Below are 22,186 nucleotides of genomic sequence, written 5' to 3' on the forward strand. Positions count from 1 at the left end.
GGTGTGCGGCGTCCAGAGGCGTGCCGGGGCGGCCGCCCGCCGTCCCCGTCGACGTCAGCCCTGCACAGCCAGCACCAGCGGCAACACCCCCTGAGCGCCGGAGCGTCGGAGCATGCGGGCCGCGACCGCGAGAGTCCAGCCGGTCTCCGTGTAGTCGTCCACCAGGAGGACCGGGCCCTGGGCTTCAGCGAGGGCGGACGCGAGGGCGGGCGGCACGGCCAGAGCCCCGTCGAGCGCCTTCAGCCGCTGGGCGCTGTTGCTGCGAGAGCCCGGGAACCCGTCGCCGGTGTACTCGACGGCGCCCAGCAACGGCAGCCGGCCGACCTCTGCGATGCGCGCCCCAAGGGAGTTGATCAGCTGCGGACGCGTGCGCGAGGCGACGGTGACGACACCGGCCGGGCGCGGCCCGCTCTCCGGAGCGCCCGGGACCCAGCCGCCGGGACCCCTGGCCCAGTCGGCCAGCACATCCACCACGGCCTTGGCCACGTCGTCGGGCACGGGCCCGTCGGGTGCCTGGGGCGCGAGCAGGGGCCGCAGCCGGTTGCCCCATCCGATGTCCGACAGGCGCCCCAGCGCGCGTCCCGACGCGGCCTGTTCGCCGGCCGGGATGCGTCCCTTGAGGTCCACTCCGATCGCCGGCAGCCCGGTGGGCCACATCCGTCGGGGCTCCACCTCGACACCCGCCCGGCCCAGGTCCACGCGCGCGGCGTCGAGCGCCTCCTCGGACGTGTCGGCGGCGAAGCGCGGACCGGCGCAGTTGTCGCAGCGTCCGCATGGTTTGGCAGCATCGTCGTCCAGCTGGCGCTGCAGGAACTCCATACGGCAGTCGGTCGCCGACGCGTACGCGCGCATGGCCTGCTGCTCGGCCTCGCGCTGACGTGCCACCCATGCGTACCGCTCGGCGTCGTACGTCCACGGCTGCCCGGTCCCGATCCAGCCGCCCTTGACCCGCTTGACCGCCCCGTCCACGTCGAGGACCTTGAGCATGGTCTCCAGGCGGGAGCGGCGCAGCTCCACCAAAGGCTCCAGGGCGGGTAGCGACAGGGGCTTTTCCGCGTGCCCGAGGATGTCGAGCGTGCGGCGCACCAGGTCTTCGGAGGGGAAGGCGAGCGACGCGAAGTACTTCCAGATCGCTTCGTCCTCCCTGCCCGGGAGCAGGAGCACCTCGGCATGCTCCACACCGCGCCCGGCGCGGCCCACCTGCTGGTAGTAGGCGATGGGGGAGGAGGGCGAGCCCAGGTGGACCACGAAACCCAGGTCGGGCTTGTCGAAGCCCATGCCGAGCGCCGAGGTGGCGACCAGGGCCTTCACCTTGTTGCCGAGCAGATCCTCCTCGGCCTGCTGGCGGTCGGCGTTCTCCGTCTTGCCCGTGTACGACGCGACCGTGTGCCCCCGCTGCCGGAGGAAGGCGGTGACCTCTTCGGCGGCCGCCACGGTGAGGGTGTAAATGATTCCGGACCCCGGCAGTTCGTCGAGGTGTTCGGCGAGCCAGGCCATCCGGTGTGCGGCGTCCGACAGCCGCAGCACGCTCAGGCTCAGGCTGTCCCGGTCCAGCGGACCGCGCAGCACGAGGGCATCCGAGCTGCCGCCGGTGCCGAGCTGTTCCGCGACGTCGGCCGTCACGCGCGCGTTGGCCGTGGCGGTGGTCGCGAGCACGGGCACGCCAGGAGGGAGATCGGCGAGCATCGTGCGCAGCCGGCGGTAGTCCGGCCGGAAGTCGTGTCCCCAGTCGGAGATGCAGTGGGCCTCGTCCACCACGAGGAGCCCGGTGGCGGCCGCGAGTCGGGGCAGCACCTGGTCCCGGAAGTCCGGGTTGTTGAGCCGCTCAGGACTCACCAGGAGAACGTCCACCTGGCCCGCGGCGATCTCGTCCTGAACGGCGTCCCACTCCTCGGTGTTGGAGGAGTTGATGGTCCGGGCGTGGATGCCCGCCCGAGCAGCCGCCTCGACCTGGTTCCGCATGAGCGCGAGGAGCGGCGACACGATCACCGTCGGGCCGCTGCCCCGCGCCCGCAGCAGCGAGGTCGCCACGAAGTACACCGCGGACTTGCCCCAACCCGTGCGCTGGACGACCAGGGCACGTCGTCTGTCGGCGACCAGCGCCTCGATCGCCCGCCACTGGTCCTCGCGCAGCCTGGCCTCCCCCGAGACGTCCCCGACGAGACGGGCGAGGACCGCATCGGCCGCCGCCCGGAGTTCCGCGTTGCTCGTGTGCTCCATGCGTTCCATACAACAGGACGGCGCTGACATCCGGAGCCGCGCACCGGAACCTGTGGACGCAGTGGCTTTGGGGTGACGTGTCCCTGATCGGACTTATCCACAGGCTCAAGCGGAGGATTGCCTTCCGCGAGATCGTCTTCGCATGACGAACCACAGCGAAACGACCGGATCCTCCGAGAACGGCGACATCACCCGGCCCGCGGCGCAGGGCGGGCACAGGAACGGCGACGAGGTGAGGAAGGGGAGCAACCCGTCCGGGCCGCGCGCCTCCAGCCCCGCGTACGGCAGTCACGGCGACGAGCACCAGGTCACCCTGCGCACCCCGGCCGAACTGGCAGACGCCCTGCCGTACCTGCTCGGATACCGCCCCGAGGACAGCATCGTCCTGGTCGCACTGCACGACAGGGACGGACGCGGGCGGTTCGGCGGCCGGGCCCGGCTCGGTATCCCCGCGAACGCGGACGACTGGCCGTCCGCAGCCCGGCAGCTGTCCCATGGCCTCGTGACGGGCAGCGAGCGCCGAGGGGCCCGGCCCGAGGCGATGGTCGCCTTCCTGTGCCAGGAACCGGAGAAGGGACAGACCGGCCGGCAGGTGATGGAGCGGCTGAGGCCTCTGGCCCAGAGGCTGCGTGTCGAGTGCGGTTCCCTGGACGTGGTGGTGGTCGAGGCGCTGTGCATCTCGGAGGGCCGCTACTGGTCCTACTGCTGCGACAACCCGGCATGCTGCTCCCCTGAGGGAGCCCCCATGGGCCTGCCCGGCACCTCCGTACTGGCCGCGGCGGCCACCTACGCCGGCATCCAGGTTCGCGGCACGCTGCGGGAGCTGCGGGCCCGGCTGCTCCCCTGGGAGAGCGCCGCGGCACTCGAGCAGGAGGCCGCCCTGGACGCCGCCAGCATGGCCCTGGTGCCGAAGATTCTGGACGACACGGGCCGCGTCACCGTGGCCGACGAGACGCTGGAACTGGCCGGGAGGATCCTGGACCGCCTCGCCGAGGCACAGCCCGCCTCCGGCACGCTCCTGGCTGATCTCCGCGACGACGAACTGCTCGGACACGACGAGGCCGCCCGGCTGATCCTCGGCCTCCAGGACCGAGCGACCCGCGACCGCGCTGCCGAGTGGATGGAGGGCGACGAGGCCGGACACGCCCTTCGCCTCTGGAGGACGCTGGCTCGCCGCTGCGTCGGGCCCTACGGCGAACATGCCGCCGCGCCGCTCACCCTGGCCGGCTGGGTCGCGTGGTCCACCGGCGACGAACTGGAGGCCCGAGAAGCCCTGGCCATGGCCCTGGGCGCCGATCCCGACTACCTCTTCGCACGCCTTCTGCACCAGGCCTGCAATGAAGGTCTCGACCCGGAGTCGATCCGAAGCTGCCTGCGGTCGGAGCGCGAAGACCGTGGGCGCGTGGTGGCGGACCTCGTGGAGCCGCGGGCGGCCGGGGACGAGCCCGCCGCCCGCGGGACGACCTCGGCGTCCGAGACCGAGCCACACGACAGGCCTTCACCGGCAGCGCCGCCGTCCGACTCCGGGCCATGCGCTAATCCCTCACCCGCAGGGGCGCCACTGCCCGATTCCGGAGTTCTCGGCAAGTCCTCGCCGGCAGCGGTGACGCCCGATTCCGTGGCCTCCGGCAAGCCCTCACCATCAGTGGTGACGCCCGAGATCGGGTCGTCCGAAGTGCCGTCGCCGGCAGCGGTGCCGTCCCGTCGTCGCCGCCGTTCCCGTCCTGCCGGCACCACCGGCGCAGCCTCCGGACGTACTGGCGTGGAAGACCGTGACAGGGGAGCTCGGGCTCCCCGGCGGCGCACGCCGGCGGACGGCACGCGCCTTGCCGGTGCCACCGAAACCGGTCCTCGCCCGGGCCGTGCCACAACGGCGAGCTCTACGCGGTCCGGCAACGTGCGAACGACCGGTACGCGTGCGCGTCCGTCCAAGAAGATGGCCATGCCCTGCCGGGACACGGGCCCGGAAGCCGTACCGCCCGGTCACGGCGGGGGCGACCAGGAGTGAGCCACCGCCGGGCGACCTCGACGCGCAAGGCGACGGGCGACGGGCGTGACTCGGAGGACGCCCCCACCGTTCACCTGAGTGGCGGAGCGGCTGGACAGGCCGTGACGCCGCACTGCCCCCGCTCCGCCGGAGCCCTCCGGCCCCGGCGCCGAACACGATCGAGGCGCACTGAGCGCAGAGGAAGCCTCCCCATGCAACAGCCGACTCCGCCCGCTGCCCCCGATGACCGTCGCCCCCAGGGTGGGTCCCCGCCACGCCTCGGTTCGGGTCTGGGCCCGCCCGGGGCCGGAGTACCGGGGGCGGGGGAAGAGCAGGATTTCCCTCCGCGACCAGCGGCACGGCTCGACGGTTACGGACCGAGGTTCCCCGGCAGTACGTCAAGCGCCCCTGCCCCCACCGGCCCCGACTCGCGCTCGCCGTCGTCACCGGGCCCGGGCCGATCGTCTCTCCGATGGACGGCCCCGAATCGTCGCCCTGGTGCGGGTTCGGGGTTCGGGGCGGTCTCACCGCCCCTTGCTCAAGGACGGACGCCGGCGCCTCCGGGGTACCCGTCGTCGCCACGGGGTGCCACGGTCCCCGGACTGCGCTGGTCCACCGATCTGCCGCCCGCCCATACCGCGATGATCTGCGTCGCCCTACCCGGTCTGGCCATCTCGACCGATGAAGGGCAGCTGGCCGGTCGCGGGTTGGAGGGGTTCTACCGCGCCGGGCGGCGCGTGCTCTCCCGGTGCGAGATCCGTGTCGCCGGAAGAGAACCCCTCGCGGTGCAGTCCCGGATGGTCTCAGCCGACCGCGCCAGGTTCGTGGGCACGCTCCGCGCGTCACCGCAGGCGGGCCCGGACCCGGACGTGATCGTGGAACGCAACCGCTTCGCGGACGGCACCGAGCGGATCACCCTGCACAGCGCGGCTCCCCGCCCGCTGCGGCTGCCGGTCGAGATCGTCCTGAGCACCGACCTGGCCGACCTCGGGGCGATCGCCTCGGGCAGCGCGGGCCCCGAACTCTCCGCCACCGTCCACGGCTCGGGCCTGCGCTGGTCCTGCGCCACCGGCAACGCGTCCGTCACGGCCGAACCGCCTCCCTCGGACGCCCTCGCCTCGGCCGGGCTGCTGCGCTGGGAGCTCGACCTGCCACCCGGCGGCAGCAGGACCGTGGAGCTGCGGGTGCGGCCGGACGGCGCGGGGCGCCTCCGAGCCGCGGGACGAGCCGCGACCAGCCCTCTGGCCGCGGCGTGTGCGGAAGGCGACGACCCGAGAGGCCCAGACCTGCTGCGGACGAGCATCGAGGACCTCCAGGCCCTCCTCCTGCGCGACTCCGCGAACCCCGCCGACACCCACCTCGCGGCCGGCGCACCCTGGCGCTGCGGTCTGGCCCCCGCCGACGCGCTGGTCGCCGCCCGGATGGCGCTGCCACTCGGCACCGGCCTCGCCGCCGGGACGCTGCGGATCCTTGCCCGGACCCAACTCACCGGACCCGGCACGCAGTCCGGAATGATCCCCGGCCCCAGACGGGACGCAGGGCCGCACCTGCCGCCGCAGTGCACCGGTACAGAGGCCACGCTGCTGTTCCCCGCCCTGCTCGCCGAGGCCCGCCGGTGGGGCCTACCCGACCAGGAGACGGAAGAGCTGCTGCCCGCCGCCGAGCGCTGCCTTGCATGGCTGCGCACCACCGTGGGCGACGGCACCTACCTGCGCGACCCGGACCCGGGCTGGCCCCTCCGTTGTGAGACACAGGCTCACGCCCACCGCGCCGCCCTGCTCGGCGCCGACCTGCTCGACACCTGTGGCCGGGCAGGGGGAGCGGCACTCCGGAAATGGGCACGAGACTTGCGGACCGCGTTCGCACGGGACTTCTGGGTGGAGGACCGCGGGGGTGGCCGACCCGCGGCAGCCCGTGCCCCGGACGGCAGCCTGGTTCCCCACCTCGGCTCGGCCGCCGTGCACCTCCTCGACACCGGCCTGCTGGGCGGGGGCGAACTGGCACCCGGTCTGCTCGACAAGGTCCGGACCGAGAAGCTTGCCCGGCTGCTCGGCGGCCCGCACATGGACTCCGGGTGGGGCCTGCGCGGACTGGGCGCGAAGGAACCCGGATTCAACCCGTTCGGCCACCGAGCAGGAGCCGTACGGATCCAGGAGTCGGCACTCGCCGTCGCCGGACTGGCCGCCGCCGGCTACGAGAAGGAAGCGAGCTCGCTGCTGCGCGGCGTACTCGCGGCCGCCGAGACCTTCGCCCACCGGCTGCCCGAGATGTACGCGGGGGAGCAGCGCACCGCAGGAAGTGCTCCGCTCCCGCACCCGGCGGCCTGCCGCCCGGCGGCCACAGCGGCAGCCGCCGGAGTGCTGCTTCTGACCACCCTCGCCGGCATCCGCCCCGACGCCCCGGCCGGGACGGTCACCCTGCGCCCCATGCGTGGCGCACCCCTTGGGGAGATCGGGTTTACGGGACTGCGTGTGGCGGGTGCCCCGTTCTCCGTGCGGGTGAGCAGGCTGGGCCTCGCCATGGTCGAGGAGGCGGCCGACGGACTACAACTGGGGGTTTGACGTGCGGCGACGTACGAATTCAGGACCAGGTGCCAGGCGGTGGAGTTCGAACCCGACCGAAGTGGATCAGTAAGGGAAGGGACCGAAGAAGGGAGTGTTTATCGTCAGGCAGACGACTATGATCGCCGCATGCCCTACGACCCCTCAGCGTTCCCGCCCTTTGCCGTCACAGTGGACCTGGTCGTACTGACCGTGCGCCGCCATGCTCTGTGTGCGCTGGCGGTACGAAGGGGCGAACCGCCGTTCCAGGGACGTTGGGCGCTGCCCGGCGGCTTCGTACGGGCCGACGAGGACTTGGCGCAGGCCGCGGCTCGGGAGCTGGCCGAGGAGACCGGACTGAGCGTCCACGACCCGTCCGTCCCGGCTCAGGACAACGGCGCACATCTGGAGCAGCTCGCCACCTACGGAGACCCCAAGCGGGATCCCAGGATGCGGGTCGTCAGCGTCGCCCACCTCGCTCTCGCCCCCGACCTGCCCGCGCCCCGGGCCGGCGGAGACGCCAGCAACGCACGCTGGGCCCCGGTGGAAGAGCTGTTGCACCAGGGCGGCTACGGGCGGGACGCCGAGCCGGTGGCGCCACTCGCCTTCGACCACGCTCAGATCCTCGCGGACGGAGTGGAGCGCGCCAGATCCAAGATCGAGTACTCGTCGTTGGCCACCGCTTTCTGCCCGCCCGAGTTCACCGTCGGGGAGCTGCGCCGGGTCTACGAGGCGGTGTGGGGCGTGGCGCTCGACCCGCGCAACTTCCACCGCAAGGTCACGGGCACTCCCGGCTTCCTCGTTCCCACCGGTGGGACGACGACCCGACAGGGTGGACGCCCGGCCCAGCTGTTCCGCGCCGGTGGCGCGACGCTGCTCAACCCCCCGATGCTGCGCCCCGAGGTGTGACGGGCGGGCCTGCCGCACGCACCCGCCGCGGGCCTCGCCGGGCCCGGAACTCGACCCGCACGGAGTCCGGTCGCGGACGAGGGTCCTGCCCGAGGCGGACCTCGGGGTGCCCGAAAAATCGGACATAGCGCGCTATCTTGCTGTGAGTGATCCAGGCCTTCGGACTGACCAGCAATCCGCGAAAAGAGCGTCCGCCCGCAGCCGACGACGTCTCCTTCGAGGCGCGGGCGGGCCGCATCACCGCGCTGCTCGGAGCGCAGGGCGCAGGCAAGACGACGGTCCTCAGACTGATGCTCGAACTGCAACAGGGGCGTGGCATCACCCACTTCCGCGGCCGCCCCCTCCATCGCATCGCCCATCCCTCGCGCGAGGTCGGTGTGCTGCTGGGCGACGTGCCCGGGCATCCCGCCCGCACCGTCCGGGGGCATCTGCGCATGCTGTGTGCCGCCGCGGGCGTCCCGGTCCGGCGTGCCGACGAAGTCCTGGAGGCCGTCGGGCTCGTGAGCCTGCGCGAGGAACGCCTCGGCACCCTCTCCCGCGGCGTGGACCGGCGCCTCGGCCTGGCCTGCGCCCTCCTGGCCGACCCGCACACCCTCGTCCTCGACGACCCGGCCGACGGGCTGTCCACGCGCGAGGGCACCTGGCTGCACGGCATGTTGCGTGCCCACGCCGCCCAGGGCGGCACGGTTCTCTTCACGACGTCCGACCCGAAGGAGGCCGCGCGCACGGCCGACCGGGTCGTCACCCTGGAACGCGGCAGGCTTGTGGCCGACCAGGCGGCCGCTGAGTTCTCGCGCACCCGCCTCCGCCCCAGAGTCGCCGTACGCAGCCCGCACGCGGCCCGTCTGGCGGTTCTCCTGGCCAAGCAGGCCCGCACCTCGCGGCGCTCCGTCGAAGTCGTCCGCGAGGGCGGCAATCGCCTTTCGGTGTACGGCGGTACGTGCGCGGACATCGGCGAGATCGCGTTCCGCCACGGCATCGTCGTTCACCAACTCGCCGACGAGATCGGGGACATGGGGCCCGGTTCGGGGGGTGCTCGGGCAAGCGGAGGTTCTGAGCGAAGTCGCGTCGAGGCAGAGCGCATCACTGACGCGTCGCATGGCCGGGATCCACTAGTGGAGTCAGGACGCATCACGGACGCGGCCTATGACCGACGTCTTGATGAGTCAGACGGCGTCACTGATGCACACCGGACAACCCTCGCGCCCCGGCCCGGAGGACAGGCATCCCCACTCGATCCTTCGAGACCGTCCCCACCAGACCCCACGGCCCACACGACCGAGTCTCGTCCCACGCCTGAGTCGGCGTCCCTCCCGGACGCGCTGGAGTCGGTCACGGACGAGCCTTCTCCCTCAACAGGAGATCCGGCGGCCATCTCGATCGAGACGGAACCCACGCCCGCGCCGGAATCCCTCTCCGGCGCACCGAAGTCGGTCACACGAGAGCTGTCGCCTTCCTCTGGAGTCTCGACAGCCCCTACGATCGCGCCGCCGCCCACACCCGCGCCGGAATCTCACCCGGACGCACCGAAGCCGGTCACGAACGCGCCGTCGCTGGCGTTCGGGCAACCGCAGCTGCCCGACGCCGAGCCGGATGAGCTCTTGGGTGCCTCCTCGGCCGATCACCCAGGCGACGGTTCCCCGGCGGCGACCGCGCCCTCGTCGCACGGGGCGCCGCGCGCCGCCCGGGCCCGCACGGTTCGCACACTCGACACGCTGCCTCCTCTGCCGCCCCCCATCTCCGTCCGCCCCGCCCCCAGTCCTCTCCGCCCTCTCCGCTACGAGATCCGCCGCGCCACCGGGATCGGCACCGGGTTCCTGACCGGGGCCGTCACGCTCGCCCTGTCCGCCGTGATCGCCGTCGTGCTCGCACGCATCGGGCACACCCCGCAGCCGCGCCTGCTGGCCGCGTGGCCGCAGGAGCTTCCCCTGCCACCCGCGGCGCTCGGCGCGGGACTGCTCGGCGCGCTGGCCTTCGGCGACGAGTTCCGCCACCCCGCCCTGGCGGCGGACCGCGGCACCGTGCCCCGCCGACTGGGGCTGCTGGCCGCCAAACTGCTCGTCTCCTCGGCCACCGCGCTGGTGCTGGCCGTCCTCACTGTCGGCTGCGATGCCGAAGTGCTCTATCTCGTCTACGGACGGGAGCTCGCCCAGGTTCCCGTCGACTGGTTCCCACTGGGTGCCAGTTGGGTCGGGCTCGTGGTCGGCTGCGCCTGGGCCGGCGTACTCGCCGCAGGTGTCTTCCGCTCCACCACGGCCGGACTCGCCGCCGTGGGCGCCGTCCCCCTCCTCGTTGTGCCTGTCGTGCACCAGCTCGTGAACGGACCGTCCGTGCGAACGGCGGCCGGACTCCCCGTGCGGCTTCGGGAGGCCCTTCTGCCGCGATGGCCCTTCGGGGGCGAGCGCTACCTGGAGGCCGCCCTCGAAATGGTCTCCCAACCCGTGGGCGGAGCACTGACGTTGTCGCTGACCGCGCTGCTCTGCGCGTATCTGCTCACTACCCTGCGCGGCAGGTTCCGGTGACGACTGTCCGTAACCCTTAGTCCGGCCATGCGCACAACTCCCCGCAGAACGCCCATTTCTTTCCGATAAGGCGTCAATTGCGACGGGGTGAGCGATCACCCTTTCGTGTGCTTTTCACCAAAGACCTCAAGGGAGTTGGAGACGGCGCCGACAAAGGATGCGTGAGTACCCTTGCGCACACCATGATGACCGCCGCCCGCTCCGCTGACTCCGGCCTCGCGAGCCCGGGCGAACTCGACCGCTACCCGTACGCCGAGGCGCCCGCCGTCGACCGTGTCGGGATCCCTGCCTGGGACGGCGGGGACTCCGAGCTGGGCCGCGTGGGCCGCCGCGCCGCGGGCAGCCGCGGGCGCGGGCTGCACGGCCAACTCGTCCAACAGCTGGGTCAGATGATCGTGTCCGGCGATCTGGGCGCGGACCGCCCCCTGGTGCCCGAGGAGATCGGCCAGCGCTTCGAGGTCTCCCGCACCGTCGTCCGCGAGTCGCTCCGCGTCCTGGAGGCCAAGGGTCTGGTGAGCGCCCGTCCGAACGTCGGCACGCGCGTGCGCCCCGTCAGCGACTGGAATCTCCTCGACCCGGACATCATCGAGTGGCGGGCCTACGGGCCGCAGCGCGACGATCAGCGCCGCGAGCTGAGCGAGCTGCGGTGGACGATCGAGCCGCTCGCCGCCCGCCTCGCCGCCGGACACGGGCGCGAGGATGTCCAGCAGCGCCTCGCGGACATGGTCGAGATCATGGGGCATGCGATGGCCCAGGGTGACGCGCTCACCTTCTCCCGCGCCGACGCCGAGTTCCACTCGCTGCTCATCCAGGTCGCGGGCAACCGCATGCTGGAGCACCTCTCCGGGATCGTGTCCGCGGCCCTTCAGGTCTCCGGCAGCCCGGTCACGGGCTGTGACCGGCCGAACGAGACGTCCCTGGGGCACCACGGCCGCATCTGCGACGCCCTCGCCGCCGGCGACGGAACGGCGGCCGAGGCGGCCATGCGCCAACTCCTCACGGTCCACCCCGAGGTGGAACGGGTCGTGCCCGCCCCGCGCGAGCACTGACCGCGTTCCGCGGGCGGCGCGGCCGGGTGTGCCACCCCCCTCCTGTGGCAATGCCTGATCGGTGATCCGCCTCCCGTCGGACCCCGTGGGATCCTTGAGATCCTGCGGGGTCCGACGGCGCGAAGGGGCCGGGGCCCGGCAGGGCGGCCGGGTCGGTACCGTATGTGACCTGCTCTGTCAGCGTCTGACCGTTTTTGTTCGCTTACGGGGTGTGACTCGGGCCACGCGGATTGGGCGTAACGCTCGCGGGAAGAACGCGATGACCTAAGAGGTGGCAGCCGCGGAGGGAATACGGACGTCGTTCACGGCGCTGTGCAACTTCCCGGCCCCCGCCCGCGCCGTCGGCCCATCCCCAAGCCGGCGGTCGGCTCCTGTCCACTGTGGACGGGGCCGGAAGCCGTTTTCCAACGTTCCGAGAGGTTGTTCGTGTCGGCCAGCACATCCCGTACGCTCCCGCCGGAGATCGCCGAGTCCGTCTCTGTCATGGCGCTCATTGAGCGGGGAAAGGCTGAGGGGCAGATCGCCGGCGATGACGTGCGTCGGGCCTTCGAAGCTGACCAGATTCCGGCCACTCAGTGGAAGAACGTACTGCGCAGCCTCAACCAGATCCTCGAGGAAGAGGGTGTGACGCTGATGGTCAGTGCCGCGGAGCCCAAGCGCACCCGAAAGAGCGTCGCAGCGAAGAGTCCCGCCAAGCGCACCGCCACCAAGACGGTCGCGGCCAAGGCGGTGACCACCCGGAAGGCCACTGCCACCGCCTCGCCGGCGGCGCCCGCCGCGGAGCCCGCCGGCGAGGAGGAGGCACCCGCCAAGAAGGCGGCTGCCAAGAAGACGACCGCCAAGAAGGCCGCAGCGAAGAAGACCGTCGCCAAGAAGGCGGTGGCCAAGAAGACCGGCGCCAAGAAGGACGACGCCGAGATCCTCGAGGAGGAGGTGCTCGAGGAGGCAGCCCCCGGCAAGACCGGCGAGGAGCCCGAGGGCACCACCGAGAACGCGGGCTTCGTGCTCTCCGACGAGGACGAGGACGACGCGCCTGCCCAGCAGGTCGCCGCCGCCGGAGCCACCGCCGACCCGGTCAAGGACTACCTCAAGCAGATCGGCAAGGTCCCCCTGCTCAACGCCGAGCAGGAGGTCGAGCTCGCCAAGCGCATCGAGGCGGGTCTGTTCGCCGAGGATAAGCTGGCGAACGCCGACAAGCTGGCCCCGAAGCTCAAGCGCGAGCTGGAGATCATCGCCGAGGACGGCCGCCGCGCCAAGAATCACCTCCTGGAGGCCAACCTCCGTCTGGTGGTCTCCCTGGCCAAGCGTTACACCGGCCGCGGCATGCTGTTCCTGGACCTCATCCAGGAGGGCAACCTCGGTCTGATCCGCGCGGTCGAGAAGTTCGACTACACCAAGGGCTACAAGTTCTCCACGTACGCCACCTGGTGGATCCGTCAGGCGATCACCCGCGCCATGGCCGACCAGGCCCGCACCATCCGTATCCCGGTGCACATGGTCGAGGTCATCAACAAGCTCGCGCGCGTGCAGCGCCAGATGCTCCAGGACCTGGGCCGCGAGCCCACTCCGGAGGAGCTGGCCAAGGAACTCGACATGACCCCCGAGAAGGTCATCGAGGTCCAGAAGTACGGCCGTGAGCCCATCTCACTGCACACCCCGCTGGGCGAGGACGGCGACAGCGAGTTCGGTGACCTCATCGAGGACTCCGAGGCTGTCGTCCCGGCCGACGCGGTCAGCTTCACGCTCCTGCAGGAGCAGCTGCACTCCGTCCTGGACACCCTGTCCGAGCGCGAGGCGGGCGTCGTCTCGATGCGCTTCGGCCTCACCGATGGTCAGCCGAAGACCCTCGACGAGATCGGCAAGGTCTACGGCGTCACGCGCGAGCGGATCCGCCAGATCGAGTCCAAGACCATGTCGAAGCTGCGTCACCCGTCGCGTTCGCAGGTGCTGCGCGACTACCTCGACTGAGCGAGGTCGTACGACACGGAAGGCCCGGTTCCCCGAGGGGGCCGGGCCTTCCGTGATGCTGCCTTGCCGCGGGTGCGGGGTTTCGCGGTGTGAATCACTCTGGGTGTCCCATCGACACCACGGAGTGAGGAGTGCGTATGCGTCGTCGTCTGGCACGAGCTCTGGTCCCGCTGCTGGCCCTGGCAGTCGCGATACCGGCCCTGGCAATGGGCTCCAGTGCCCCTGTGGCCGCCGACAGTGTGGTCATAGGTGGTTTTCCCGTCGAGGCGTCCCAAAGCCCGTGGACGGTGGCCCTGTCCAGCCGTGACCGATTCGGGGGTACGCGCGCGGGACAGTTCTGCGGAGGCGTGGCGGTCGGTCGCTCGACGGTGCTCACCGCGGCCCACTGTCTGGACGAGGACGTGCTGGGAGGGCCGCCCGAGCGCGTAGGTGACCTCAAGGTCATAGCCGGACGCACAGACCTGCTCTCGGGCAGCGGCGGCCAAGAGGTCGTCGTGCGTCACGCGTGGGTGAACCCGGCCTACGACGGTGTCAGCAATGCCGGGGACTTCGCCGTGCTCACCCTGGCCGAACCGCTTCAGGGCGACCCGGTCATCGGCATGGCGGCCGATGGTGATCCCGCGTATACAGCGGGCGAGACCGCCACGGTGTACGGGTGGGGCGACACCTCGGGTGCCGGCGAGTACCCCGACAGCCTGCGGGCGGCGCGCGTGCGTGTGCTCCCCGACGCGCTGTGCGAGGAGGCCTACCCGGGCGGCTCCGACGGCACCTACGACGCCACGAGCATGCTGTGCGCCGGGGAGACGGAGGGGGGCCGCGACGCCTGTCAGGGGGACAGTGGAGGGCCGCTGGTGGCCCAGGGGCGCCTGATCGGGCTCGTGTCCTGGGGGATCGGCTGTGGCCGGGCCGGTAACCCCGGGGTCTACATGCGGGTGTCCGACATCATGCGGACTCTCGGCTGGGCACGGGCTTCGGGCGACGCGTGAGGCTCCGCGGAGCCACGGGCACGGGCTTCGGGGCGGTGCATGACCCGGTGGAGCCCGGGGCACGGGCTTCGGGCGACGCGTGAGGCGTCCGCGGAGCCCTGCATCGGCTGGGCACCTGAACCGGCTGAAAAAGACGAGGACGGGCGGCTGCCCCTGGTGACCAAGGGCAGCCGCCCGTTCACCGGCCTGTGCCGGGCTGGCTCGTCGTAGGACGCGAGGTCTCAGCGCTCTTCTTCGGAGGCGTTCGCGGGAGCGGACGTGAGCCGCTCCGTCTCGTCCTGTATCTCAGCGGCGATCTTCTTGAGTTCCGGCTCGAACTTGCGACCGTGGTGGGCGCAGAAGAGCAGTTCTCCGCCGCTGAGCAGGACGACGCGCAGGTACGCCTGGGCGCCGCAGCGGTCGCAGCGATCAGCGGCCGTCAGCGGGCTCGCGGGGGTCAGAACAGTAGTCACGTCGCCTCTTCTCTAGCTCGACGAGCTGTCGTACCAGGGTCAACATCCAACCAGCCCCAAAACGTTCCCGCTCGTGGCTTTTCCTCGAAAGAATCTTGCGAGGCGGCTGTCTGCTGCCGGTTGGCGGCGAATGTGCCGTATTGCGTGTCTATGTGTCTTACGGGGCTTCGCGTTGTATCGGTGGTCGGTCCTCCCGGCTGGGTTGCCGGTTGTTCATGAGGACGTGCCCGGAGCCTAAATGGTTCATGCCTGGAAGGGAACGTGATGTGTACTTCACTCCATCGAGGGATCGAACACGCATGCGAGTGTGGACTAGTGTGAGTTTCCGACGAGGGTGGCGTTACAACGGCTCTACCAGGCCTCGGTACCCTCTCACCGGTGACTGAAGCCGCGCCCTTACCCATGAGGGCCCCATCTGAAATTCAGCGAGGAGCGAACCGCGTGACCGCCGAAACCTCCGTGCCGTCCACAGCTCTGCTGGCAGGAGCAGACCGGGACGGTTCCAACTACACCGCGCGGCACCTGCTCGTCCTCGAGGGGCTCGAGGCCGTACGCAAGCGCCCGGGTATGTACATCGGGTCGACCGACAGCCGTGGCTTGATGCACTGCGTCTGGGAGATCATCGACAACTCCGTCGACGAGGCCCTGGGCGGGTACTGCGACCACATCGAGGTGATCCTCCAGGACGACGGCTCGGTCGAGGTCCGGGACAACGGCCGGGGCATCCCGATCGACGTCGAGCCCAAGACCGGCCTGTCCGGTGTCGAGGTCGTCATGACCAAGCTGCACGCGGGCGGCAAGTTCGGAGGTGGCTCCTACGCCGCCTCCGGTGGCCTGCACGGCGTCGGCGCCTCCGTGGTGAACGCACTGTCCGCCCGGCTGGACGTCGAGGTGGACCGCGGTGGCCACACCCACGCGATCAGCTTCCGGCGCGGTGTCCCCGGCGCCTTCGCGGGGAACGGCGCGGAGGCCAAGTTCGAGGCCAAGAGCGGGCTGCGCAAGGCCAAGAAGATCCCGAAGACCCGCACCGGCACGCGCGTGCGGTACTGGGCCGACCGCCAGATCTTCCTCAAGGACGCCAAGCTCAACCTGGAGACGCTGCACCAGCGCGCCCGTCAGACGGCATTCCTGGTGCCCGGTCTGACCATCGTCGTGCGCGACGAATACGGGCTCGGCGAGGGCGGCAGCAAGGGCGAGGAGTCCTTCCGCTTCGACGGCGGAATCAGCGAGTTCTGCGAGTACCTGGCCAACGACAAGCCGGTCTGCGACGTCCTTCGCTTCTCCGGGCAGGGCACCTTCAAGGAGACCGTCCCGGTTCTGGACGAGCACGGTCAGATGACCCCCACCCAGGTCACCCGTGAGCTCGATGTCGACGTGGCGATGCGCTGGGGCACGGGCTACGACACGACCCTGAAGTCCTTCGTGAACATCATCGCCACGCCCAAGGGCGGCACCCATGTCGCCGGCTTCGAGCAGGCCGTGGCCGCCACGATGAACGAGGTGCTCCGCACCAAGAAGCTGCTGCGCGTCGCCGAGAACGACATCGTCAAGGACGACGCGCTGGAGGGTCTGACGGCGGTCGTGACCGTGCGTCTGGCCGAGCCGCAGTTCGAGGGGCAGACCAAGGAGGTCCTCGGGACCTCTGCGGCCCGCCGGATCGTGAACACGGTGATCTCCAGGGAATTCAAGGCGTTCCTGACGTCCACCAAGCGGGACGCCGCCCAGCAGGCCCGTGTCGTGATGGAGAAGGCTGTCGCCGCGGCCCGTACGCGCATCGCCGCCCGGCAGCACAAGGACGCGCAGCGGCGCAAGACGGCCTTGGAGTCCTCCTCGCTCCCCGCCAAGCTGGCCGACTGCCGAAGCGACGACGTCGACCGCAGCGAGCTGTTCATCGTCGAGGGTGACTCCGCGCTCGGCACGGCGAAGCTCGCCCGGAACTCCGAGTTCCAGGCGTTGCTGCCGATCCGCGGCAAGATCCTCAACGTCCAGAAGTCGTCCGTGACGGACATGCTGAAGAACGTCGAGTGCGGCGCGATCATCCAGGTCATAGGAGCCGGTTCGGGCCGGACCTTCGACATCGACACCGCCCGCTACGGCAAGATCATCATGATGACCGACGCCGACGTCGACGGCTCGCACATCCGCACCCTGCTGCTGACGCTGTTCCACCGCTACATGCGGCCCATGGTCGAGGCCGGCCGGGTCTTCGCGGCGGTGCCGCCGCTGCACCGCATCGAGATCATCCAGCCGAAGAAGGGCCAGGACAAGTACGTCTACACGTACTCGGACCGCGAACTGCGTGACAAGCTCATGGAGTTCCAGAGCAAGGGCATCCGCTACAAGGACTCGATCCAGCGTTACAAGGGCCTCGGCGAGATGGACGCCGACCAGCTGGCCGAGACGACGATGGACCCGCGTCACCGCACCCTGCGCCGGATCAACCTCTCCGATCTGGAGTCCGCGGAGCAGGTCTTCGATCTGCTGATGGGCAACGACGTGGCGCCGCGCAAGGAGTTCATCTCCAACTCGGCGGCGACGCTGGACCGGTCGCGGATCGACGCGTAGCCGCGGCACCGGGCTGGTTTGCTGTGTGCGGCCGGGATCCGGGACCCTGGTCGGTATCGCGTACGGCCGGGGGCTCGGGACCTGGTCGGTGTCGCGTGCGGCCGGGGGCCGGGACCTGGTCGCTGCCGCGTACGGCCGCGTTCCGGCCCCCGGCCCGTGCCGCAGCGGTCCGGCATGCTTGAGGCGCCGGAACACCCGCACCTTCCCGGCCGCGTCACGGCGTCTCTCCACCCTCGGGTGGAGAGACACACAACCGAGGATCCACCCGTGATCCACCCCCGCTCCGATCCCGTGACCTGGCGATTTCCATAGCGTCGAAGGCGTCGGCAGCACCCGCTGCCGATATCCCCTTCTCGCTCACGGAGGCCGTGATGTCCGGGCTCGTCGACGCGTCGCTGATCGTGCTCGTTGCCGTCGTGGTGATAGCCCGGCAGTTCCGGGCGCGCCGGATCGACAGTGAACGCCGCTGGTGGCTCCTACCGGTGGTCCTGGTCGTCCTCGCGCTGCGCGAGCCCGGCCTGCTCGACGTTCACCACCACACGGCCTCGGCACTGCTGCTCGGTGCCGAGCTGCTCATCGGCCTGGCCACGGGAGCAGGCTGGGCCTGGACCACTCGCATCTGGGCGGAGCCGAACGGCACGGTGTGGAGCAGGAGCAGCACGGCGAGCGTCGTCGTCTGGGCCGTCGGCATCGCCCTGCGCGCCGGTCTCTTCGCGCTCGGAGCAGCGGCGGGCGTGCACCAGGACAGCTCCGCCCTGCTGCTGGGCCTCGCCGGCACCCTGCTCGTCCGGGCCGGAATCCTCGCCCGGCGCGGGCAGTCCCTGCGACCCACCGTGACGTCGAGCGGGGCGTACGGTGACGGCACGGCCTGGTCCGTGGGGAGGGAGCGCGTGTGAAGGAGAACGTTTGGACGCGCTGGCCTTCCCGGGAGGCACTCAGCCGAGAGGGGCTCTCACGTTCCCGGTGCATGCTGGCCTGGACGGTGCGGACGCTGGTCCTCGGACTGCTTCTGTGGGGTGCCTTCTCCGACAGCCACGCGGGCGGCTGGAAGGCGGCGGCCTGCGTCGCGGGAGTTCTGCTGGCGGCCCTGCTCGCCTGGGCATTCTTCCGGACCACGCTCCGGCACCGGCTGTGGCCGTCGCTCGCCTCGCTCGCCCTGCTGCAGGTCATCGCTCTGGCAGCCCAGCTGTCCGGGTTCGGCCTCGCCGCCCTGGTCATGTGGTGCGGCTGCGCCGTCTCGGCGCTGGAGCGGCTGCCGGCGGCGGTCGCCCTGAGCGCCGCTGGAGTGGCACTCGGCGCGTACGGGGTCGCCCAGAGCGACGACGTGCTGACGACGGTGGTCACCGGCCTCGGCATCGCCCTGGCCGGCTACACGCTGCGCCTCGACGCCGAGGCCCGCGGCAGCGCACAGCGGCTCCTCGCCCAAGAGCGGGCGGCGCGTGCGGCCGAGGCGGAGACTGCGGCGCTCGCGGAACGGGCCCGTATAGCGCGGGAGATCCACGACGTACTGGCGCACAGCCTCTCGGCTCAGCTCGTGCACCTGGAGGCGGCCCGGTTGCTGATCGAGCGGGGAGGGGAACGGGAGCAGATCCACGAACGCGTGGTCGCGGCGCGGGAGATGGCGCGAGGCGGCCTCGCCGAGACCCGGCAGGCGCTCTCCGCCCTGCGCGGCGAGCTGACCCCGCTGGAAGACTTCCTGAACGAGCTGGTCAGCGCGGCCGGAGGCGCCGAGATCACCGTCACGGGTGAACGCAGGGCCTTGCCGACCGAGGCGTCCCAGGCCGTGCGCAGAGCGGCACAGGAGGCTCTGACGAACGTCCGCAAGCACGCCTCTGGCGCCAAGGTGCGTCTCAGGCTCGACTACCGTCCGCACGAAGTGACCCTGGATGTACGGGACTCGGGGGGCTCGCCGGGCGAACTGACAGGGTCGGGCGCCGGGTACGGTCTGCTGGGCATGCGGGAGCGTGCCGAGTTGCTGGGCGGCTCCCTCGATGCCGGGCCGGGTGAGGAGGGGTTCGTGGTGACGCTGAAGGTGCCGGTATGACGCAGGAGGCCGCGCCGAAGTCCGCTCGGGTGGTGGTCGCCGACGATCAGACCGTGGTGCGAGAGGGCATCGTGATGCTGCTCGGTCTGCTGCCCGGGATCGAGGTCGTCGGAGCCGCGGGGGACGGGGAGGAGGCGGTGGCGCTCGTCGCCGGACTCGCCCCGGATGTGGTGCTGATGGACCTGCGCATGCCGCGCTGCGACGGTGTGGAGGCGACTCGCAGGATCCGCGCGGAGCACCCCGGGACGCAGGTCGTGGTGCTCACGACGTTCGCGGACGACGAGTCGCTGTTCCCGGCCCTGGAGGCGGGGGCCCGCGGCTATCTCACCAAGGACGCGGGCGGGGACGAGATCGTGCGAGCCGTGCACAGCGTGCTGTCGGGAAACGCGGGCCTCTCACCGGGCGTCCAGAGGCGCCTGCTGGAGCGTCTCGCGCAGGCCGACCCCGCACCGGCCGCGCCGTCTGAGCCACCGGACGGGCTCACCGCCCGGGAGATGGAGGTGCTGCTCCTCATCGCGGAAGGTCTCAGCAACCCGGAGATCGCCCGGAGGCTGCATGTCTCCACGGCGACGGTGAAGACCCACATCAACAACCTCTTCACCAAGACCGGGCTCAAGGACCGTGCGCAGGCGGTGCGTTACGCCTACGCGAAAGGACTCGTACGGCCACCAGCGGGTTAGTCACCTGAAGGGGTGAAGACCGAGGGGAAGAAGAGTCGGGGATCTTCCCGTTCTGTCCATCCTTGGGCATGCAGCGAAGCAAGGGCCGTCCCCGTGGCGGCGGGGCCGGCCAGGAGAGTTGGGTCGAGCCTCTCGACGGTCATGACCCGGTCCCGGCCGATGAGGCCGGACAGCTCAGGTACGACGATCCCTGGTACGACGCCCTCGCCTCCGGGTGGGGCGAGTCGGCCGGTGACGGGGCGCAGGGTCCTGCGGTGGTTCCGTCGGCACGGACGGAGGGCGGGGCGAGGGTCGCGGCGGCCGACGTGTACCTCGAAGTGCAGCGCAGTGCGGCTTTCCAGGAGGTGCGGCGGCGGTACCGGAGGTTCGTGGTGCCCACGTTCGTGGTCTTCTTCGCCTGGTACGTGGGTTACGTCGTGGCCGCCACGACCGTGCCGGACCTGATGGCCCGGCCCGTGGCGGGAGCGGTGAACGTGGCGATGGCGGCGGGGCTCGGGCAGTTCCTGTCCACGTTCCTCCTCACCTGGGCGTACGCGCGGCACGCGCGGCTGCGCCGGGACAGGGCCGCGCTCGAACTGCGGTGGGACACACAGGAACTGACGCGTGGCATGAACGGTGGTACGTCGTGACGGAGGAACACCAGACGCTGGCGCTGCTGCTCTTCAGCGCGTTCGTCGCGGTCACGCTGGGGATCACCACGTGGGTCAGCCGCAACCGGCGGGGCTCGGCGGAGGAGTTCTACGCGGGCGGGCGGTTGTTCTCCCCCATGGAGAATGGTTTTGCCATCGCGGGCGACTACATGTCGGCCGCCTCCTTCCTCGGAGTCACCGGGCTCATCGCCTTGTTCGGATACGACGGGCTGCTGTATGTCGTCGGTTTTCTCGTGGCGTGGCTGGTGGTGCTGTTCCTGGTGGCCGAACTGGTCCGCAACTGCGGCCGGTTCACGATGGCCGACGTCGTGGCAGCGCGGATGAGGGAGCGGCCCGTTCGCATCGCGGCGGGAACCTCCTCGGTCACCGTGTCCGTTCTATATCTGGTGGCGCAGATGGTCGGCGCGGGCAGCCTGGTGGCGCTGCTGCTCGGGGGCACGAGCGAGGCGGCGCGGGACTGGACCGTCATCGGTGTCGGCGCGCTCATGGTGATCTACGTGTCCCTGGGAGGGATGCGGGCGACCACGTGGATCCAGATCGTCAAGGCGGTCCTGCTGCTCGGCGGCACCATCGTGCTGACGGTGCTCGTCCTGGTGCGTTTCCACGGTGATGTGGACCGGTTGCTGCTCACGGCGGCGGAGCGCAGCGGGCACGGCGCGGCGTTTCTGGCGCCGGGGCTGAAGTACGGCGGCGACTGGACGGCCCGCTTCGACTTCATCAGTCTCGGGCTGGCCCTGGTGCTGGGTACGGCGGGGCTGCCGCACATCCTGTCCCGCTTCTACACGGTGCCCACCGCGCGGGCCGCCCGCCGCTCGGTCGTCTGGGCCATCGGGCTCATCGGCGGCTTCTACCTGATGACGATCGTGCTCGGGTTCGGCGCGGCCGCCATCCTGGGGCCGGACGCGGTGCGAGGGTCGAACGCGGCCGGGAACACGGCGGTTCCGTTGCTGGCGCTCGACCTGGGTGGTGGCGCGGGGTCCACCGGGGGGACGGTTCTCTTCGCGATCGTCGCCGCGGTCGCCTTCGCCACGATCCTCGCCGTGGTCGCCGGGATCACGCTCGCGTCCTCGGCGTCCGTGGCCCATGACCTGTACGCCTCCCTGCGGCGCCGGGGCGGGAAGCCGCGCAGCGAGGTGGCCGTGGCCCGTGTCGCGGCCGTAGGCGTCGGCGTGGTGGCGATCGCGCTCGGTCTGCTGGCGCGGGATCTCAACGTGGCGTTCCTGGTCGGCCTGGCCTTCGCCGTCGCCGCGTCCGCGAATCTGCCGGTACTGCTCTACTCCCTGTTCTGGCGCGGCTTCACCACCCGGGGCGCCGTGTGGGCCGTCTACGGCGGTCTCATCCCGGCCGTGGTGCTCGTGGTGCTGTCCCCGGTGGTCTCGGGAAGCCCCGACTCGCTCTTCCCGGGCGTCGACCTCCAGTACTTCCCGCTGCAGAACCCGGGCCTGGCCTCGATCCCCCTCGGCTTCCTCGCGGGCTGGCTGGGCACGGTCACCTCGACAGAGGTTCCGGACGAGGCCAAGCACGCGGAGACCGAGGTGCGCTCGCTGACGGGTGCCGGAGCGGCGTAGGGGCGGTGCCTTGGGTGTCACGGCAGGAGGGCGCCCAGCACCGGTT

General features: G+C 71.1%; 15 protein-coding genes. 13 read left to right on the top strand and 2 right to left on the bottom strand.

Features of this window, described 5'->3' with window-relative positions:
• Positions 1-54: 54 nt before the first annotated feature.
• On the bottom strand, positions 55-2,220 hold the full coding sequence (locus tag QOL88_RS29500; protein ID WP_097221324.1) for a RecQ family ATP-dependent DNA helicase: 2,166 nt from the start codon (positions 2,218-2,220) through the stop codon (positions 55-57).
• 142 nt (positions 2,221-2,362) lie between these two features.
• Between QOL88_RS29500 and QOL88_RS29505 the strand changes: the two genes are divergently transcribed.
• The 7 genes from QOL88_RS29505 to QOL88_RS29535 all read left to right on the top strand — a co-directional run bounded on the left by QOL88_RS29505 (position 2,363) and on the right by QOL88_RS29535 (position 14,181).
• Positions 2,363-4,228, top strand: coding sequence for a DUF4192 domain-containing protein (locus QOL88_RS29505; protein ID WP_097221325.1), 1,866 nt, complete (start codon positions 2,363-2,365; stop codon positions 4,226-4,228).
• Positions 4,229-4,848: 620 nt separating this feature from the next.
• Positions 4,849-6,768 (top strand): glycogen debranching N-terminal domain-containing protein, encoded by a 1,920-nt coding sequence (locus tag QOL88_RS29510; RefSeq protein WP_097221326.1) that lies wholly within the window; start codon positions 4,849-4,851, stop codon positions 6,766-6,768.
• Between the two features lie 129 nt (positions 6,769-6,897).
• Positions 6,898-7,656 (top strand): NUDIX hydrolase, encoded by a 759-nt coding sequence (locus QOL88_RS29515; RefSeq protein ID WP_097221327.1) that lies wholly within the window; start codon positions 6,898-6,900, stop codon positions 7,654-7,656.
• A gap of 146 nt (positions 7,657-7,802) precedes the next feature.
• The gene (locus QOL88_RS29520; protein WP_097221328.1) at positions 7,803-10,178 is read left to right on the top strand and encodes an ATP-binding cassette domain-containing protein; all 2,376 of its coding nucleotides are present in this window, start codon (positions 7,803-7,805) and stop codon (positions 10,176-10,178) included.
• A 161-nt stretch (positions 10,179-10,339) separates the two neighbouring features.
• Positions 10,340-11,227, top strand: a complete 888-nt coding sequence (locus QOL88_RS29525; protein ID WP_097221329.1) for a FadR/GntR family transcriptional regulator — start codon at positions 10,340-10,342, stop codon at positions 11,225-11,227.
• 426 nt (positions 11,228-11,653) lie between these two features.
• The gene (locus QOL88_RS29530; RefSeq protein WP_097223234.1) at positions 11,654-13,195 is read left to right on the top strand and encodes an RNA polymerase sigma factor; all 1,542 of its coding nucleotides are present in this window, start codon (positions 11,654-11,656) and stop codon (positions 13,193-13,195) included.
• Between the two features lie 137 nt (positions 13,196-13,332).
• Positions 13,333-14,181, top strand: a complete 849-nt coding sequence (locus QOL88_RS29535) for a S1 family peptidase (protein ID WP_097221330.1) — start codon at positions 13,333-13,335, stop codon at positions 14,179-14,181.
• A 221-nt stretch (positions 14,182-14,402) separates the two neighbouring features.
• Here QOL88_RS29535 and QOL88_RS29540 read toward each other — a convergent pair whose 3' ends face one another.
• A complete protein-coding gene (locus QOL88_RS29540; RefSeq protein WP_031103326.1) occupies positions 14,403-14,633 on the bottom strand; it encodes a DUF7455 domain-containing protein in 231 nt (76 codons plus the stop codon).
• 441 nt (positions 14,634-15,074) lie between these two features.
• On the opposite strand from QOL88_RS29540, the gene QOL88_RS29545 reads away from it, so the two are divergent.
• From QOL88_RS29545 to QOL88_RS29570, 6 genes are all read left to right on the top strand, one after another.
• Positions 15,075-17,198, top strand: coding sequence for a DNA gyrase/topoisomerase IV subunit B (locus QOL88_RS29545; protein WP_097221331.1), 2,124 nt, complete (start codon positions 15,075-15,077; stop codon positions 17,196-17,198).
• 371 nt (positions 17,199-17,569) lie between these two features.
• Entirely contained in the window at positions 17,570-18,094 is a 525-nt protein-coding gene (locus QOL88_RS29550) for a DUF1453 domain-containing protein (protein WP_097221332.1), read from the top strand.
• Entirely contained in the window at positions 18,091-19,242 is a 1,152-nt protein-coding gene (locus QOL88_RS29555; RefSeq protein ID WP_097221333.1) for a sensor histidine kinase, read from the top strand. The genes QOL88_RS29550 and QOL88_RS29555 overlap by 4 nt, the downstream gene beginning before the upstream one ends.
• Entirely contained in the window at positions 19,239-19,922 is a 684-nt protein-coding gene (locus QOL88_RS29560; RefSeq protein ID WP_097221334.1) for a response regulator transcription factor, read from the top strand. Before QOL88_RS29555 ends, QOL88_RS29560 begins: the two co-directional genes overlap by 4 nt.
• A 68-nt stretch (positions 19,923-19,990) precedes the next feature.
• Positions 19,991-20,551 (top strand): DUF485 domain-containing protein, encoded by a 561-nt coding sequence (locus QOL88_RS29565; protein WP_097221335.1) that lies wholly within the window; start codon positions 19,991-19,993, stop codon positions 20,549-20,551.
• Positions 20,548-22,140: a monocarboxylic acid transporter gene (locus QOL88_RS29570; RefSeq protein ID WP_097221336.1), complete on the top strand. Its 1,593-nt coding sequence runs from the start codon at positions 20,548-20,550 to the stop codon at positions 22,138-22,140. Before QOL88_RS29565 ends, QOL88_RS29570 begins: the two co-directional genes overlap by 4 nt.
• The last annotated feature ends 46 nt before the right edge of the window (positions 22,141-22,186 follow it).

This window comes from Streptomyces sp. Ag82_O1-12 (assembly GCF_900182715.1).
GTDB classification, from domain to species: domain Bacteria; phylum Actinomycetota; class Actinomycetes; order Streptomycetales; family Streptomycetaceae; genus Streptomyces; species Streptomyces massasporeus.